This window comes from Actinomyces marseillensis, assembly GCF_900155605.1.
GTDB classification, from domain to species: domain Bacteria; phylum Actinomycetota; class Actinomycetes; order Actinomycetales; family Actinomycetaceae; genus Pauljensenia; species Pauljensenia marseillensis.
The window spans coordinates 1,296,332-1,312,848 of sequence record NZ_LT707420.1 but is presented as its reverse complement, the minus strand read 5'-3'; the positions used below and the strand labels follow the sequence as shown (position 1 = coordinate 1,312,848).

The following is a 16,517-nucleotide window of genomic DNA, read 5'->3' as shown; positions in this document are numbered from 1 at the left end:
TTAACGGGTTCGACCACTGTGCGCCCACACGCACCGGGAAAGGAAGACCGGTACCAGCGTCTGTGGAAAACGCCGATACCGGTACGCCCTGTGGAAAACTCGAAAGTTACTTGGTTTCCTCACCAATTTCCGGAATTCCCATAGCCACGACCTCTTGAGCGACCTCGCGTGCGTACTCGCGCGTGATGGGCTCGTGGGGGAAAAGAACACGGCGGTAGTACTCGAGTTCTTGAATCGACTCAAGGATATCGGCCAATGCACGGTGTCCGCCGTGCTTGACAGGAGCTTCCTCGAAAGCCTTACGGTACCAGCGCTTTGCAAGTTCCTTAATCGAAGATACGTCAATCAGGCGGTAGTGCAGGTGGTCAATGACCTGCGGCATATTCGCTTCGAGGAAGATCTTATCCGTACCTACGGAGTTACCGGCCAAGAGTGCTTTGTTCGGCGCGGGGACGAAGCGACGAATGTAGGACAGAACTTGCTCTTGCGCTTCTTCCATCGTCGTTCCCGACGCAAGATCTTCAAGTAGCCCCGAGGAGGTATGCATCTGTCGGACGAAATCATTCATCCCTTCCAGAGCCTCAGTGGGAGGGGTAATAAGGACATCAATACCCGGGTCAACGATGTGCAAATCAGCATCGGTAATAACTACTGCAACCTCAATCAAGGCATCGCGGGAGACATCGAGTCCCGTCATTTCACAATCGATCCACACCAATGGTTCTTTCAAATCACTCACGCTCTCAAGTGTAGGCTTCTCACCGAGATTTCACTGTTTGGCGTGAAAAAGTGCGCTCACTAGCCGTGAGTTACGATAAAGACCGATCGTCAATTCAAGGAGTACCTATGTCAACGGATCAGTTCCCCCTTTCTGCCGAGTTGGTCGCCCAGGCCTCGGAAATTTTGGGCGATGTCGTTGAGAAGACACCGGTCATGTACTCCCAGCGCCTGAGTGATTTCGTGGGTGTTCCCGTTCATCTCAAGCGCGAAGATATGCAAACCTGCCGTTCTTTTAAGGTACGAGGCGCTTATTTCCGCATGAGTATGCTCAGCGAAGAAGAACGCCGCCGCGGAGTCGTGTGCGCATCCGCAGGCAACCACGCTCAGGGGTTGGCATATGCCTGTTCTCAGTTGAAGGTTCGCGGAACCATCTATCTTCCCTCCAATACTCCCAAGCAAAAGCGCCAGCGTATTGAAACGATTGGTGGCGATTGGGTTGAGCAGGTGATCGTCGACGGGACTTTCGACCGCGCGAACGCACAAGCACAAGAAGCCGCGCGCCACTCCGGACGCACCTACATCCACCCCTACGACGATCCTTATACCATTGCCGGCCAGGGAACAATCGCCGTCGAGCTTGAGGAACAGATTCTTCCCGAGGCCGCGGCTGTGCTGGTCCCTGTCGGTGGCGGTGGCCTCCTTGCGGGAATTGCGACCTGGGTTCGTGCCCGTTTCCCCGGAGTCAAGATTTACGGCGTTGAACCCAAGGGCGCAGCCTCCATGCATGCCGCCCTTGAGGAGGGAGAGATCGTTTCCCTTCCTAAAGTTGATCCTTTTGTTGACGGTACTGCTGTCGGCCGAGCTGGAGACCTGCCCTACTCTGTCGTTCGTGAACTGGTCGACGATATTTTGGTCGTTCCTGAAGGCGCAGTCTGCACTGAAATGCTCGATTTGTATCACTCAGACGGCGTGATCGCTGAACCTGCAGGCGCTTTGGCCTCGGCTGCAGCACGTATGTACTTTGCTGATCCTGAGCAACGCTCTCAACTTCTGGGCGACGCCAGCGGCGCTCTTGTTGCAGTGGTTTCAGGCGGAAATAACGATATGACTCGTTACGCGGAAATTATGGAACGCTCATTGCGTCATGAAGGTTTGCGTCACTACTTCCTGGTGACCTTCCCACAGCAACCCGGAGCTCTTCGTAGTTTCCTAGAAGACGTTCTAGGCCCCGGCGACGACATTGTCCACTTTGAGTACACGAAGAAGAATAACCGTGATTCTGGGCCGGCTTTGGTCGGCATCGACCTTGCTGATCGCGAGGACATTACAGGATTGCGCGAGCGTATGGAAGCCTCTCCCCTTCACGTTGAAGAGCTGCGCCCAGATTCCGAAATCTATCGTTTGGTGATTTAAGAGGACTCTGGACGACGCACTCCGCCTAGGCAGCAAGCGTGTGAACGCGCGTGCAGCTTACGCGCACCGTCGGGGTGGAATTGAAACGGTAACCCTGGCCTCGCAGGGTGGAAATAAGATCCGTCTCAGGCAGTTTTGCTCGTAAACGACGGATGTGAGCGTCAATCGTGCGCGTCTGTGTCTCGAGGCCTTCGCCGTACCAAACCGATTCCAGTAGTTCCTCGCGTGAAACTACTTCATCTGCGCGCTGAACAAGGTAGGCAAGCAATTCATATTCCTTGTTCGACAGCTTCACTGAAGATCCGTATACCTCAAGGCGACGGCGGTCCAGATCGATGTGCGTTGATGCTGGCGAGAGCCTGAGTCCTGCAAGAACCTCGAGGAAGTCTTCGAAAGAAGTGGGAACTTCGGACGGACGGGTTTCAGGGGTGTAAACAAGGGTCATGATGTATCCAAACTATTTGGTACCGCACACACCACTTTCATCGTGGAATTTCAGGCGGTAGCGATTGACAGGGCGAAGGTCAATCACATACACATTCGCGAGCACATGGAGCCGCACATAGGGCGGCAAGTCATGGTCGCGTTAAAAGTCATGGCTTTATTCTATCGAATGCTGAACTTGTGTCAAAAGGAAGAACAAGAGGGTGGGAACACAGCCGAAGGCCACATGTTCCCACCCTCTCAGGCAGCAATAACTACTCAGTTTTCAAGCTGGGCACGCACGATTCGCGTTGCTTCAACAAGGTTCCTGAGGGATTCTTCAGTCTCTGCATAACCACGAGTCTTCAAACCACAGTCGGGGTTCGACCACAGGTTACGTAGCTCGATCGATTCGGCAGCCAGCGTCAGCAGCTCGGTGAGTTCTTCCACCGAAGGAACGCGAGGCGAGTGAATATCCCACACACCCGGGCCAACGCCGTGGTTGAATCCCTGCTCTGCAAGCTCAGGAAGCACTTCCATGCGAGAACGCGCGGCCTCAATCGAGGTAACGTCCGCATCCAAGCCCAAGATTGCATCAAGAATCTGGCCAAACTCCGAGTAGCACAGGTGCGTGTGGATCTGTGTATCAGGACGAATTCCAGCGGTGGCCAAGCGGAAGGAATCCACTGCCCACTTGAGGTACTCGCTGTGTCGAGCAGCATCCAAAGGAAGAAGCTCGCGCAATGCGGGCTCATCGACCTGGACGACCGCAATTCCGGCCTCTTGCAAGTCAGTAACCTCATCACGCAGGGCAAGACCAATCTGGTCAGCAACCTGAGCCAAAGGCAGGTCATTACGCGGGAAGGACCATGCAATGATGGTAACCGGACCGGTCAGCATGCCCTTGACGGGATGAGAAGTCAGCGACTGCGCATAGCGTGCCCATTCAACGGTCATTGCGTGAGGACGGACAACGTCACCCCACAGAATCGACGGACGGGTGCAACGTGAACCATAAGACTGCACCCAGCCGTTCTTCGTTGCTGCAAAGCCATCGAGCTGCTCAGCAAAGTACTGAACCATGTCGTTGCGCTCAGCTTCGCCGTGAACCAAGACATCCAGTCCCAGATCTTCCTGAAGGCGAATCACCGAAGCGATTTCTTCACGCATACGCTCGGCGTAGTCTGCATCAGAGAGCTCGCCCTTGGCCCATGCAGCACGCGCGCGACGAATCTCGGTGGTCTGCGGGAAGGAACCAATCGTCGTGGTAGGCAACAGCGGCAAGTCAAGGCGCTCGCGCTGAAGTTCATCGCGAAGAGCGAAGTCCTCGCGCTGGCGATCGGCTTCGGTCAGCTTTGCGACACGCTCACGCAGTTCGGGGCGAACAACGCCGGGAGCAGCTGCACGCTGCGCAAGAACCTCGCGGGTTGCCTCGACGGCCTCGGAAATCGAATCCCAGCCTTGGCGGACGCCGCGGGCAAGGGTCACAACCTCGGCAACCTTCTGGTCGGCGAAGGCCAGCCACGCGTGGAGGTTCGCGTCAAGCACGGGGTCATCCCACTTTTCGAGTGCAGTGTCGTGCGGGACGTGCTGAAGCGAAGTGGAAGTGGCGACGGCCAGGGATGCGGGGTGAAGTGCCTTCGCGTCATCGAGTCGTGCAATTGCACTATCGAGGTCGCTGCGCCAAATGTTGCGACCATCAACGACACCCGCAACGAGGGCGACCTTGGACAAATCGACGGAAGTCGCCTCGGGAAGAGAACCGCGGCACAGGTCCAGCCCCAGAGCCTCAATGCCGGTGGTGGCAAGAGAAACAGCTGCGCGTGAACCATCACCGTAACCAATGGCAGCGAAGAGCGCAGGACGCTTCTCGAGCGCGGCCAGAGCACGGAAGACACGGGTCGAGTATTCGATCAGGGTGGTGCGATCGACGCGGAGGTTATCAGAAGCAAGCGCATGCTCATCGATCTGGACCCAGGGAGCACCGGCCTCGGCAAGCTCTGCGAGAACGTCTGCGTATGCCGCAACAACATCGTCAAGGCGCTCGAAGGGATCGTAATCGGGGGTTGCTTCATCAGCCTTAGCGACGGCGAGGAAGGTCACGGGGCCAACCAGCACGGGGCGGACAACGGTGCCCTCTTCATTGGCGGCGAGGAAACGCTCGACGATCGTACGATCAGCGAAAGAAATCGGAGTATCCGGGCCAATCTCGGGAACCAAGTGGTGGTAGTTCGTATCGAACCACTTAGTCATCTCCAGGGGCGCAACCTGCGCATTGCCGCGAGCGAGGGCAAAGTGTAGATCCAAGCCTTCGAAAGAACGGTAGCGCTCGGGAACTGCACCCAGAAGGGTGATCGCGTCCAGAACCTGGTCGTAGAGCGCGAAGGTTTCGGGGATCGACGCGTCATCCCTGCCGAGGCCGAGCTCGACAAGTCGGTCATGCGTGGTCTTGCGCAGCAGAGCTTCCGTCGCGCGAAGTTCCTCGGCGGAAATACGGCCCGCCCAGTAGGCTTCGAGCGCCTTCTTCAGCTCGCGGCCACGACCGATGCGCGGGTAACCCAGGATGGTCGCCGTAGGGAATTGAGTCATTTACTTATCCTTTGTCATCGTGAAATGGACGGGTCTAAATGGCTTGCAGAAACAAGTCCAGCGGCATCGAGCACATCGAGAGCAGGTGCCGCTTTATTAAAGGTATACATGTGGATGCCCGGGGCTCCCGCTTCATGCAGATCCCGAGCCAGCCGTGCTCCCAAAGAAACACCGACTGAGTACATTTCTTCGACTGACTGAGCGCTTTCCAAGCGTCGACGCAGGTACTCGGGGAAAACAACCCCGGTTAACTCCGTCATTCGATTGACGCGCTTAATATCAGTCGGAGGCAAAATTCCGGGAACGATCGGGATTGTTACCCCGTTGCTCCGCGCTTTCTCAAGGAAGTTCACGTAGGTATCTGTCTCCCAGAACAACTGCGTGATCGCGAAAGAGGCGCCCGCGGATTGTTTGACGAGCAGGCGTTCAACTTCCTGGTTGGGAGAGGTACCCGCTGCGGGGTTTCCAGCAGGGAATGCGGCAACAGCGATAGTGAGAGGCTTGAATGCTGCACGCAAGGCGGCACCGGGGTATTGCGCACAGCGCGCGGCCTCGATGGAGCGGATCAGAGTGACAAGTTCGGTTGCTGAGCTCACTCCCCCGGGCGCAGGCTGCCAATCCGGGCGGCCGACAGGAGGATCTCCGCGAAGCGCAAGGAAGGTTCGCACTCCGGCGTCCAAGTAGTCCGAAACTACTTCCCCGACTTCTGTTGCAGTTGTTCCCACGCAGGTGAGGTGAGCAATGGGCTGAACGGGGCTGTCCTGTACGAGAGAGCGCACAACATCGCGCGCACTGTGGCGGTCTTGTCCTGCGGCGCCGTAAGTCACCGACAGGAAATCGGGGGTAACGGAGAGAAGACGCTGGACGGTATCCCAGAAAGGTTTAATGAGGTTTTCTTTACGAGGAGGCATGACCTCGAAGGACAAGGTCGTGAGGTCACTAGAAGATTGGGAGGGCTGTGTCATATAAGTCCTTGGAAGTCGGCGCGAAGCGCCACGGTCGGATGCGCGGAAAACTCAGGCGCACATTCGAGCGCGGATCGAACCCACAAGGGCACTACGTCCAGAACTTCTTTCAAGCATGTCTGTATTATCCGTTGTTTTCTTTTGATGTGCACAGCCGGCCCAGAGATTGGGAAAGTGTGACGGCTCGCGCCATGTACACTATGTAGGGCTGGCCAGAGCTTGGCTAGCACGCCTCCGTAGCTCAATGGATAGAGCAAGGGCCTTCTAATCCCGAGGTTGCAGGTTCGAGTCCTGTCGGGGGCACACTTCCACACCGCGCGGGGGTGTCAATAAATCGTCAATTGAGACCCCTAGCGCGTTTGCGACACTGGGAAGCTCTGACAGTCGCCACTCAATCTCACCACGCCAACGGCTACCAGCCGCTGTGTTATTCATTCCGATCATGCGTGCGAGCTCCGACCGCGTGAGACGGCGACGACCAGCGTATGCGCGCACATTCTCTGCGACAACCTCGGCAAGCGTCATACCTTGTAAAGCAGCGGACGAAAGTTTCGTACTCATACGAATAATTTAACTAGCTTCTAGCCAAACTGTCTATAAATCAGACACTCAAATCTTCCACCATCCACTTCTTTACCTCTTCCGTCACATTCTTAGCTGTAACATGAAGCAAAACTAAGGCTTATCACCTTGTTCGATATTTCTTCACCAAAGAGCAACTTTCAATTAGCTACTTCTCGCGCAATATCGGAGTTTCCAGCCCCCCTTCCTCGTGTCTCCCAGGCACGAATCCGGAGCTTCGCTTAGCATGCTTTTCTTCTGAAAAACAGCCTACAGTTTGCCTTTATCCCGTACTTTCACCAGAATTTTTCCAAAAAGTCTCACCGAGATAGGAATTTAGGCCTAGAATCTGGCTAGAACCACCCACTCGCACTGTCGCAGGAGTAGCCATGTTCTCTTTGGTGAGCACAAGCTTTACGCCGTCAACGACGGCTATCGGCTCAAATGTTTTTCTAACGGCACTTGCCGGAATTCTTCCGCTCCTGCTGTTCTTCGTCCTTCTAGGCGCTTTTAAAGTCAAGACACACTGGTGCGCATTGATTTCACTGGTTGCTGCACTACTTATCGCGGTCCTCGGCTACAAGATGCCACTGAGCATGAGCCTTTTGGCAGCAGGCCAAGGCATTGTCTTCGCCTTAATCCCCATCATCTACATCATCATCGCTGCAGTGTGGCTTTATAACCTCACCGAGATTTCAGGCCGCAGTAAGGATATGCGAGCTGTCTTCAACACAATCGGCAAGGGCGACATTCGAGTCCAAGCACTGATCATTGCTTTCTCTTTCTGTGGTCTACTCGAGGGCCTTGCAGGTTTCGGTGCGCCCGTGGCAATCGTTGCCGCGATGCTTGTCTCACTTGGCCTTCCCCCGGTAAAGGCTGCTGTTGTGACCATCGTTGGCAACGCGATCAATGTTGGTTTTGGCGCAATGGCAATCCCAACAACGACTGCTGGCCGTTTGGGCGGCCAAAACCCCCTTGTGGTTGCAGCCAATATGGGTCACCTGTCCTGGATTTTTGCCTGCTTCATTCCTCTCCTTCTCTTGTGGATCCTTGATGGGGGCCGAGGCGTTGCCCAGCTGTGGCCGATCGCTCTGATTTCCGGCGTTGCGACCGCTGCCGGGCATTTCTTCACCTCAGAGTTCTCCTATGAGCTGACCGCTGTCCTTGCTTCACTTCTGGGATTGGCCGCTTCTTACATCTTCCTCTTGGTGTGGACCCCGAAGACGCCCGATGACTACCGTTCTGAGAGCACTCAAGAGGATCGTCCCAATGCCTCGCGCATTACCTTGGCACTTCTCCCCTATGTTTTGGTTGTTGTCGTCATTGCTATCACCAAGTTGTGGAAGATCGGCGTCGATATTGATGCCATCTTCAAGTCGACAGACATCAAGATCCCAGTCCCTGGATTACACGGAGAATTGGTAGATTCTGCAGGCAAGGCAGTTTCTTCGACGATCTACACCTTCCAGTTCCTCTCTAACCCCGGAACCTGGATCTTCGTCACTGCCCTAATCGTTGCTTTCATTTACGGTCGCACCAGTTCGGGCGGTCGCTACCCCATGACATTCGGAAAGGGAATTGCAACTCTCTTCAAGACAATCTCCACCTTGAAGATTTCTATCCTCACGATCTGCTTGGTCATGGGCTTGGCCTACGTCATGAACCTCTCCGGACAAACAGGGGCGATCGGTACCGCTCTTGCAACAACCGGCGTGTTCTTCGCCTTCCTCTCCCCCATCCTCGGTTGGTTGGGAACAGCTGTCGCAGGATCGGCAACCAGTGCCGGTGCGCTTTTCGCCAACCTTCAGTCCACTGCCGCACAGATCGCGGGACTCGATCCATCGACTTTGCTTGCAGGCAACACGATTGGTGGAGGTATCGGCAAGATTGTGTCGCCGCAAAATCTCACCATCGCAGCGACCGCAATCAACGAACCCGGAAGCGAAGCAGAGATCCTCAAGAAGGCTGCTCCCTACTCAATCGGTTTGTTGCTCATCTTGTGTATCTTGATCTTCCTTGCCTCGCAAGGATATTTGGGGTCCTACATGCCCGTTGCCTAAGATCGTTGGGCTCGCAGTCTTCTGGCTGCGAGCCCAAGGTCTACTTGAGGAGATGTGTGCTATGGCGAAGCCATTGCGATCCTTGGCAGTTCTCAGTGTCATCATCACGCTTCTGACGGGATGCATTCCCTTCGGTTCAAACGCCACGCAATCGCGTTTACCCCAAGACCCACGCTTCGCCGAGTTCACCTACGAAACTGATGGCGAGCTCAAGATCCAAGAGCGCACCGATTCCTTCAACGAACGGATGCCCGGGCTTCGTGCAACGCAAGGACACGTCGTGGCAGCCAACTTTCCAGAGGGGTGGCTCTTACCCTCACCCGACCATCACTTATGGGTGACAGGCGTCGCAAGTGTTCCTCCTGAGACAATCCAGATGCTTGCCAATGGAAGCGGCGGGAATAACGCACTTCTTCCCGGTATCTATCCAGGCCTCTACGAGTACGTCCCCCAAAACTGCCACTTTTTCGTTGTTCCCTCCGATCATGCGAATACTGTGCTCCAAACTGATAAGAACAACACTCACTCGAACTGGGGCTCATTCGATATCACAAGCTTCGCGGCTTCCTCAGACTGTAACCTCATCATCGTCACTGGCGAAGGAATCAGGGGCTAAGACAACACGTTTCCCCAGCTGAGCACCCTCGCGAAGTAAAGAGAAGCCCAACAGACTTCCTTTCGCAGATACGGGAACTACTACCCGGCCTCGTGAACCCACGAGGCCGGGTTTTTGTTTGTCACGTACCACAGCGTCGTAAAACTGAAAAAGGAAAGGATACTCTGTCTTAAGTCGCATTTTTGGCGCGACAAATAGCTCAAGAGAAGCCGTCATTTCAGCGATCTAATTCTGCGACTTTTCCGCATGACATCAACAATTCTGGCCACTGCTAAGCAAAGGTCTCACACGTTATCCCCCATTGGGACCTCAGCCCCAGCCATACTTTGAGAAATAGCACCTACGAGAAAGGATCTCCCAGTGCGTATCGCTCTCTTCTCAACTTGCCTGGCAGACGTCATGTTCCCCCAGGCAGCCCAGGCGACAGTGTCACTGCTCGAACGCCTCGGCCATGAAGTCGTCTTCCCCGAAGGCCAGGTCTGCTGCGGTCAGATGCACGCAAACACCGGTTACTTTGAAGACGCCGCTAAGATCACGCGCAACCACGTCAAGGCATTTGAACCAGTTCTCGACGGAGAGTGGGACGCAATTGTGGTTCCCTCTGGCTCTTGCACAGGTGCTGCTCGCCACGAGCAAAAGCTCATTGCCGAACACGTTGGCGATGCTCAACTTGCGAAGCGCTCCCAGGAAATCGCCAAGCACACTTACGATCTCACCGAGCTCATCACTGATGTCCTGGGGCTGGAAAATGTTGGCGCATACTTCCCTCACACCGTCACTTACCACCCGACCTGCCACTCAATGCGCATTGCTCACGTGGGTGACCGCCCCTACCGGCTCTTGCGCGCCGTCGAAGGACTGACGCTCATTGATCTGCCCGACGCCGAAGTTTGCTGCGGTTTCGGCGGAACCTTCTCGATGAAGAACTCAGAGACCTCGACAGCAATGCTTGCCGACAAGGTCGCAAACGTGATGTCTACCCGCGCAGAGGTTCTGGTCATGGGTGACTACTCCTGCCTCATGCATGTTGGCGGCGGCTTGTCTCGTCTGAATTCGGGCATCCGCCCGATGCACCTTGCTGAAATCCTTGCATCAACCAAGGACCAGCCCTTCCTTGGCAACATTTCATTCGCACCGGAAAGCGCTCAGGTGATCTGATATGTCTGAAACCTTTATTGGTATGCCAGGAGTCGTCAGTAACGATTCCGACGCCACGGTTCACACCGGAGGATGGCGGACGACCGTCACTATCCCCGAGGACACTCTCCGTTGGGGACCAACTTTCCCCGAAGGCGCACACCGCACCCTTGCCAATACGCAGATGCGCCGCAACCTTGGCCATGCAACCCGGACGATTCGCACCAAGCGCGGCCAACGCGTTGCCGAAATGCCCGACTGGGAAGATCTGCGTGACGCTGCTGAAGCCATCAAGTTTGAGGTCGAATCCCGCCTTCCCGAGCTTCTCGAAGAGTTCGAACGCAACGTCACCGCACGCGGCGGCATTGTTCACTGGGCTCGCGACAAGCACGAGGCGAACCGCATCATCGCCGACATCATCAAGTCCAAGGGAGTCGATGAAGTCGTCAAGATCAAGTCGATGGCGACCCAGGAAACGAACCTCAACGAGTTCCTCAAGGACGAAGGCATCTCCGCGCGTGAAACCGACCTTGCGGAAATGATTGTTCAGCTCGCTGACGACATGCCCAGCCACATCGTTGTCCCTGCAATTCACCGCAACCGTTCTGAGGTCCGTGGCATCTTCCTCGACCGCATGGAAGACGCTCCTCGCGATCTTTCCGACGATCCGCAAGAACTCACGGCCGCTGCCCGCGCGCACCTACGCAAGAAGTTCCTTCACGCAAAGGTTGCCGTTTCGGGAACAAACATGGGCATCGCAGAAACCGGTACCGTCTCGATCTTCGAATCCGAAGGTAACGGCCGTATGTGCCTGACTCTTCCAGATACCCTCATCACCCTTATGGGTATTGAGAAGTTGGTTCCGCGCTACCAGGACGTGGAGGTCTTCGCTCAGTTGCTCCCCCGCTCGGCAACCGGCGAGCGCATGAACCCCTACACCTCGATGTGGACCGGCGTCACCCCAGGCGATGGCCCCCAGGAATTCCACATCATTTTGATGGATAACGGCCGTACAAAGACTTTGGCAGACCCGATTGGTCGCGAGGCTCTTGCGTGTATCCGTTGCGGTTCCTGCATGAACATCTGCCCGGTCTACCAGCACACCTCAGGTCACGCCTATGGTTCGGTTTACCCCGGCCCCATCGGCGCTATCCTCACCCCGCAGCTCACCCAGGGTTTGGACGAGAAGGACCCGGTTCACACTCTTCCCTTCGCTTCTTCCCTGTGTGGCGCATGCGGCGAGGTTTGCCCGGTCAAGATCAAGATTCCGAACATCCTCCTCCATATGCGTGCCCGTACGGTGGACATCAAGCACAGCATCGTGCCTGATATCTGGGATTTGGCGATGGGTGCTTCAACTCCTGTCATGTCCAATTCAAAGGCGTGGGAGCTGGCAACGGCCGGCGTGAAGGCAACCCGCCTTATTGGTAAGAAGAAGGGCAAGATCGGCGCTCTCCCCTTCCCTGCCTCGCTGTGGACGGGAGCTCGTGATCTTCCGGTTGCTCCGAAGGAAACCTTCCGCCAGTGGTGGCGGCGCACTCACCCCGAATCAGATGCCTCCGCCCCGCGTACAGATGCACCGGCACGTGGCATTCCTTTGGCCAGTGAGCACGGAATGACTACTCACACGAACGATGAGGAGGCCTGAGATGGTTATGGATGCAAAGACCGCAATCCTTGCGCGTGCGCGCGAGGCCATCGAGCGCTCGCAGGAAGGACGCCCCGTCCGCGAGATCCCTCGTAACTACATCCGAGAAGGGCAGTTTGCTCCCGGCTCAGATGAAGTCATCGCCGATATGATCGAAAAACTCGAAGACTACTCGGCACAGGTGGTTGAGGCTCGCGATGACGAGGCCATTGCCGACGCTATCGCAAAGTTCCTTTCCGAGGCGAAGGCTTCTTCCGTGGTTGTTCCCACCGGCCTCGATGATCAGTTCAAGAAGGCAGCCGGACGCGACAAGCGCACGGTTCGCGAGGACTCGCGCGAGGAGGCTATTCCGACGCTGGAACTTGATGAAATCGACGCGGTGGTCACTCGCTCGCGTGTTGGTATCTCGATTTCAGGAACGATTGTTCTTGACGGTGAACCCGATCAGGGCCGCCGCGCGATTTCCCTGGTTCCCGACACCCATGTGGTGATTTTGGAGCGCTCCGCGATCGTCCCGACTGTTCCTCAGGCGGTTGATATCTTGGGTCAGAATCCGACTCGCCCGACGACCTGGATCGCCGGCGGTTCGGCGACCTCGGATATCGAGTTGGTTCGAGTCAACGGCGTCCACGGTCCCCGCTTCTTGCGGGTCATCATCGCTCACTGAGCACTTCAACCTGACACGTTATTAAGTGGTGGGGCGGCGCAAAATGGCCGCCCCACCACTTTAACTTTCCTTGTTCAAAGGAGAGCGAAAAGCTGACTTAACAAAGTCGCCTAATCCATTTTTTGCTCCGCATTCTCCTGCGAGTTCTCAAGGCTGAATGTAAAAGAACGAGCCGTCATATCATTCATCACGACATAAAGTTTCTCGCGCCCCTCGAGCTCAGCAAAGAATATGTCTTCGAGCTTAATTCCCTGTTGTTCGAGTTCCTTAGTAAGCCACTCCTTGCTCTGGCCAGAGGCTTCAAGTTGATCCTGAACAACCTGTCCCTTCGAGACTAAGACGTAGCTCAAGCTTCCATCGCCCTTCTTGACAACGGTCAAAGAGCCATTGGATCCATACTGTGCAAACTCAATATCTTCAACTGAAAAGATCCCGCGCGAGCGAAGCTCTTCGGTGAAATTAATGATGTCAAAATTACTCCTTTCATCATCGAGAGAATCAATGACGAAATGGCCGTGATTGATGATGGTCACCGCTTTGCCCTTGAAGATTTGCCGCGCGGGCATAAAGCGTGAAGCAATGAAGTTAAAGAGTGAAATCATCCCAACAGTTGCAAGCAGCAGCACAACGTAAGAGAAAGTAGAAACCGTATGGTTATAGATAATGCCGCCGATGATTCCACCCAGAACAAAGTTTCCGATGAAGTCAATGGAAGTGAATTGGGTGAGACTCTGTTTCTTTGTCAGAGTCAGGTGAGCTGAAATGATCACGATACCGATGAAGAGTTGGTAGATCGAGTGTGCGTCAAGGATAAGTTCGTTCCACATGCGTCAATCGTAGAACGCTGAACCTGAAACAACAGTGTGGGGCCTGGTACCGACCGGTACCAGGCCCCACAAAACTTGCGAACGGAGGAATCAGTCCTCGACGTCCAGCAGGCCGTTCTTGTACGCCTTCGCCAGACGACGGGGAACACGCACCTCACGGCCGCCCACCTTGATGGTGTTCAGCTCAGTGAGATCGGCCTTCCATGCGGACCGGCGAGTGCGGGTGTTTGCTCGGGACATCTTGCGCTTGGGAACTGCCATGACCCTACCGCTCCTCTTCTAGTTCTGACGTTTTACCGCGCCGAAAAACACCCCTTTGGGTGCACAGTCATACGAATACGACTTTCGACAACCTGACCACTGTAGCACGATGGGCCAAAAGTACGCATATTCCAAAGGAATTATTCGTGCGAAGCTCGTCTCATTCGAGCCAGACTCCCCACCATGCGACAATGAGACCACCATGTCATCACTTCGCGTCCTTCGCTCAGGAACATCTCTGAGTCACGAGATCGAGATCAAACGATCGCGTTTCATTGCTGCGATCGCGCGAACAGATTCGCCCGAGGAAGCACGCACCTTCATCAATTCCGTCAAAGAACAACATCCCCAGGCACGTCACAATTGTTCCGCGTGGATGATTGCGGAAGAGGGACAATCGCCATCCCAGCACTCTTCTGACGATGGAGAGCCCTCAGGAACCGCTGGCACTCCAATGCTCGATGTTCTCAAGAGAAATGAGCTGTGGAATGTGACGGTCGTCGTGACGCGCTATTTCGGAGGAATTCTCTTGGGCGCAGGTGGCCTCGTTCGGGCCTACTCAAGCGCGACCAGTGAGGCCCTCGCGCTGGCTTCCTTTGCCCGCTTGGAAGCACTTACGGTTGTTGAAACGGAGCTTGATCCCATCGACGCGGGACGGATCGAGGCCGAACTGCGTCGCGTGGGAGCGCAGGTACTGTCTACCGAATGGGGCCAGAGTGTTTTGATCCGCTTAGCAATGACTCCCGAGCAGCTTGAATCCGCCATTGCACTCCTGGCCAATCTCAGTTCAGGAAAGTACGTCTTCCGTGAATTGGGACAACGTTACATAGAAATCGCGGAATAATCTGGCTCCCCATAGAGTTGCAGTTACGTGCATGGCACGAAGCGACATCTAGGAGACATCATGACCAACATCGCAACAGATGTCACCGATCTCATCGGTGGCACTCCCCTGGTTCGAATTAACCGCCTGAATGTGGGTGGCGCGGAAATCGTCGCAAAAGTCGAGGCTTTCAACCCAGCTTCTTCCGTCAAGGATCGTATTGCTCGTTCCATCGTTGATGCTGCAGAGGCATCCGGGGAACTTAAGCCCGGAGGCACCATTATCGAGGCGACTTCCGGTAATACGGGTGTTGCACTCTCGATGGTCGGTGCGGCGCGTGGTTACAAGGTTGTCATCGTCATGCCGTCCTCGATGAGCGTTGAGCGTCGCATCCTTATTCGTGCTTTCGGAGCTGAACTGGTCCTGACCGACCCCAAGGGCGGTGTGAATGCGGCCGTTGAGGAAGCCGAACGGATCCGAGACTCTCGTCCCGGTTCGATCATCGCATCGCAATTCACTAACCCCGCCAATCCCGCTGTTCACCGTCGCACGACAGCGGAAGAAATCCTTCGCGATACTGACGAGAACGTCGACATTTTTATTGCCGGTGTCGGCACAGGCGGCACTGTTTCTGGCGTGGGTTCGGTGCTCAAGGAACTTAAGCCGGGAGTGAAGGTGATTGCTGTTCAGCCCGCTGAGTCTCCTCTTCTGACAGGCGGTCAGGCTGCTCCCCATGGAATCCAGGGGCTTGGACCCAACTTCGTAGCGAAGACCTACGATCCCAGCGTGGTCGATGAGGTCATTGATATTGAGACTCCCCTAGCGCTTGAGACTTCTCGCCGAGCAGCAGCAGAAGAAGGACTCCTCGTCGGTATTTCCTCCGGCGCCGCTCTCGCCGCAGCAATTCAGGTAGCAAAGCGTCCCGAAAACGAAGGAAAGCGCATTGTCGTGATCCTTCCGGATACCGGTGAGCGTTACCTTTCTACCGTTCTCTTTGAAAATCTGCGCGACTGAAGTCACGCACGGGTGCTGGGAGCATGTTCTCCCACCACCCGATTTTCTGCGCTGATGGCATAGTTACTGACTTTGTCAGCCCAATTCTCCAGACTGCTCGCTAGGCTGGAAACCGCACAGCACGTGTAGATCGTGATTTAGGAAAGACTGACCATGGCCTCGTCTCCCCGCAAGGTAATCGAACTTCTTGCAGAAGATCTCCGCACGGCAAAACGCCGTGACCCGGCAGCACGTTCCACCCTTGAAGTCGCACTCGCCTATCCCGGGGTTCACGCACTGTGGACGCACCGCGTCACTCATGCCATGTGGGCGCACCGTCATCTGCGCACTCCTGCGCGCGTTCTTTCTTCCCTTGCGCGCATGGCAACTGGGGTCGATATCCATCCCGAGGCGAAGATCGGTCGCCGCGTGTTTATTGATCATGCGACAGGAGTTGTGATCGGCCAAACCGCTGAGGTGGGTGAAGACGTCGTTATTTTCCACGGTGTTACCCTCGGCGGCGTTGCAATGACTCAAGGTAAACGTCATCCTACCGTCGGAAATCACGTGATGATCGGCGCGGGAGCGAAGGTTCTAGGACCAATCACCATCGGTGACGGAGCGAAGGTCGGCGCAAACGCGGTTGTCACTAAAGATGTACCCGAGGATGCTGTTGCAATTGGCGTTCCGGCACAATTACGCCAAAAACCCGAGACTCGTATGGTGGAAGAAGACTGCGATCTCATCATCGATCCGAACTGCTGGGAAGAAGACCCAACCTGGTACATCTAGCACCCCAGGTTTTGTCAAGCCC

16 protein-coding genes and 1 tRNA gene are annotated in these 16,517 nt (G+C 55.5%); 10 read left to right on the top strand and 7 right to left on the bottom strand.

Going from position 1 to position 16,517, the window contains the following annotated elements:
• Positions 1 to 106: 106 nt before the first annotated feature.
• Positions 107 to 739, bottom strand: a complete 633-nt coding sequence (gene orn, locus BQ8011_RS05775; RefSeq protein ID WP_106406404.1) for an oligoribonuclease — start codon at positions 737 to 739, stop codon at positions 107 to 109.
• Positions 740 to 846: 107 nt separating this feature from the next.
• Here orn and ilvA point away from each other — a divergent pair, with 107 nt between their 5' ends.
• Positions 847 to 2,133, top strand: a complete 1,287-nt coding sequence (gene ilvA / locus BQ8011_RS05770; RefSeq protein WP_072455580.1) for a threonine ammonia-lyase IlvA — start codon at positions 847 to 849, stop codon at positions 2,131 to 2,133.
• 25 nt (positions 2,134 to 2,158) lie between these two features.
• Here the strand turns inward: ilvA and BQ8011_RS05765 are convergent, their stop codons facing one another.
• The 3 genes from BQ8011_RS05765 to BQ8011_RS05755 all read right to left on the bottom strand — a co-directional run bounded on the left by BQ8011_RS05765 (position 2,159) and on the right by BQ8011_RS05755 (position 6,110).
• Positions 2,159 to 2,578 (bottom strand): winged helix-turn-helix domain-containing protein, encoded by a 420-nt coding sequence (locus BQ8011_RS05765; protein WP_072455578.1) that lies wholly within the window; start codon positions 2,576 to 2,578, stop codon positions 2,159 to 2,161.
• Between the two features lie 257 nt (positions 2,579 to 2,835).
• A complete protein-coding gene (gene metE, locus BQ8011_RS05760; protein WP_072455576.1) occupies positions 2,836 to 5,145 on the bottom strand; it encodes a 5-methyltetrahydropteroyltriglutamate--homocysteine S-methyltransferase in 2,310 nt (769 codons plus the stop codon).
• A gap of 14 nt (positions 5,146 to 5,159) precedes the next feature.
• Entirely contained in the window at positions 5,160 to 6,110 is a 951-nt protein-coding gene (locus BQ8011_RS05755) for a methylenetetrahydrofolate reductase (protein WP_072455574.1), read from the bottom strand.
• 230 nt (positions 6,111 to 6,340) lie between these two features.
• On the opposite strand from BQ8011_RS05755, the gene BQ8011_RS05750 reads away from it, so the two are divergent.
• Positions 6,341 to 6,413: transfer RNA gene (locus tag BQ8011_RS05750), tRNA-Arg, on the top strand.
• Here the strand turns inward: BQ8011_RS05750 and BQ8011_RS09310 are convergent.
• Positions 6,375 to 6,635: a helix-turn-helix domain-containing protein gene (locus BQ8011_RS09310; protein ID WP_407639770.1), complete on the bottom strand. Its 261-nt coding sequence runs from the start codon at positions 6,633 to 6,635 to the stop codon at positions 6,375 to 6,377. The two genes, BQ8011_RS05750 and BQ8011_RS09310, sit on opposite strands and share 39 nt — an antisense overlap.
• A gap of 425 nt (positions 6,636 to 7,060) precedes the next feature.
• On the opposite strand from BQ8011_RS09310, the gene BQ8011_RS05740 reads away from it, so the two are divergent.
• From BQ8011_RS05740 to BQ8011_RS05720, 5 genes are all read left to right on the top strand, one after another.
• A complete protein-coding gene (locus BQ8011_RS05740) occupies positions 7,061 to 8,731 on the top strand; it encodes an L-lactate permease (protein ID WP_072455572.1) in 1,671 nt (556 codons plus the stop codon).
• 52 nt (positions 8,732 to 8,783) lie between these two features.
• Positions 8,784 to 9,347: a hypothetical protein gene (locus BQ8011_RS05735; protein WP_407639769.1), complete on the top strand. Its 564-nt coding sequence runs from the start codon at positions 8,784 to 8,786 to the stop codon at positions 9,345 to 9,347.
• 360 nt (positions 9,348 to 9,707) lie between these two features.
• Positions 9,708 to 10,505, top strand: a complete 798-nt coding sequence (locus BQ8011_RS05730) for a (Fe-S)-binding protein (RefSeq protein ID WP_072455568.1) — start codon at positions 9,708 to 9,710, stop codon at positions 10,503 to 10,505.
• Position 10,506: 1 nt separating this feature from the next.
• Positions 10,507 to 12,132 carry a LutB/LldF family L-lactate oxidation iron-sulfur protein gene (locus tag BQ8011_RS05725; protein ID WP_072455566.1) on the top strand — a complete coding sequence of 542 codons (1,626 nt, stop codon included), beginning with the start codon at positions 10,507 to 10,509 and terminating at the stop codon, positions 12,130 to 12,132.
• A 7-nt stretch (positions 12,133 to 12,139) separates the two neighbouring features.
• Positions 12,140 to 12,799: a LutC/YkgG family protein gene (locus tag BQ8011_RS05720; RefSeq protein ID WP_173656070.1), complete on the top strand. Its 660-nt coding sequence runs from the start codon at positions 12,140 to 12,142 to the stop codon at positions 12,797 to 12,799.
• A gap of 110 nt (positions 12,800 to 12,909) precedes the next feature.
• Here BQ8011_RS05720 and BQ8011_RS05715 read toward each other — a convergent pair whose 3' ends face one another.
• Positions 12,910 to 13,626: a DUF421 domain-containing protein gene (locus BQ8011_RS05715; RefSeq protein ID WP_072455562.1), complete on the bottom strand. Its 717-nt coding sequence runs from the start codon at positions 13,624 to 13,626 to the stop codon at positions 12,910 to 12,912.
• A 90-nt stretch (positions 13,627 to 13,716) separates the two neighbouring features.
• The gene (gene rpmF, locus BQ8011_RS05710) at positions 13,717 to 13,887 is read right to left on the bottom strand and encodes a 50S ribosomal protein L32 (RefSeq protein WP_009409287.1); all 171 of its coding nucleotides are present in this window, start codon (positions 13,885 to 13,887) and stop codon (positions 13,717 to 13,719) included.
• A gap of 202 nt (positions 13,888 to 14,089) precedes the next feature.
• Between rpmF and BQ8011_RS05705 the strand changes: the two genes are divergently transcribed.
• The 3 genes from BQ8011_RS05705 (at position 14,090) to cysE (ending at position 16,495) form a co-directional block, all read left to right on the top strand.
• Positions 14,090 to 14,731, top strand: a complete 642-nt coding sequence (locus BQ8011_RS05705; protein ID WP_072455560.1) for a YigZ family protein — start codon at positions 14,090 to 14,092, stop codon at positions 14,729 to 14,731.
• Positions 14,732 to 14,791: 60 nt separating this feature from the next.
• On the top strand, positions 14,792 to 15,724 hold the full coding sequence (gene cysK, locus BQ8011_RS05700) for a cysteine synthase A (protein WP_072455558.1): 933 nt from the start codon (positions 14,792 to 14,794) through the stop codon (positions 15,722 to 15,724).
• Positions 15,725 to 15,877: 153 nt separating this feature from the next.
• Entirely contained in the window at positions 15,878 to 16,495 is a 618-nt protein-coding gene (gene cysE, locus BQ8011_RS05695) for a serine O-acetyltransferase (protein ID WP_034503696.1), read from the top strand.
• Positions 16,496 to 16,517 lie beyond the last annotated feature (22 nt).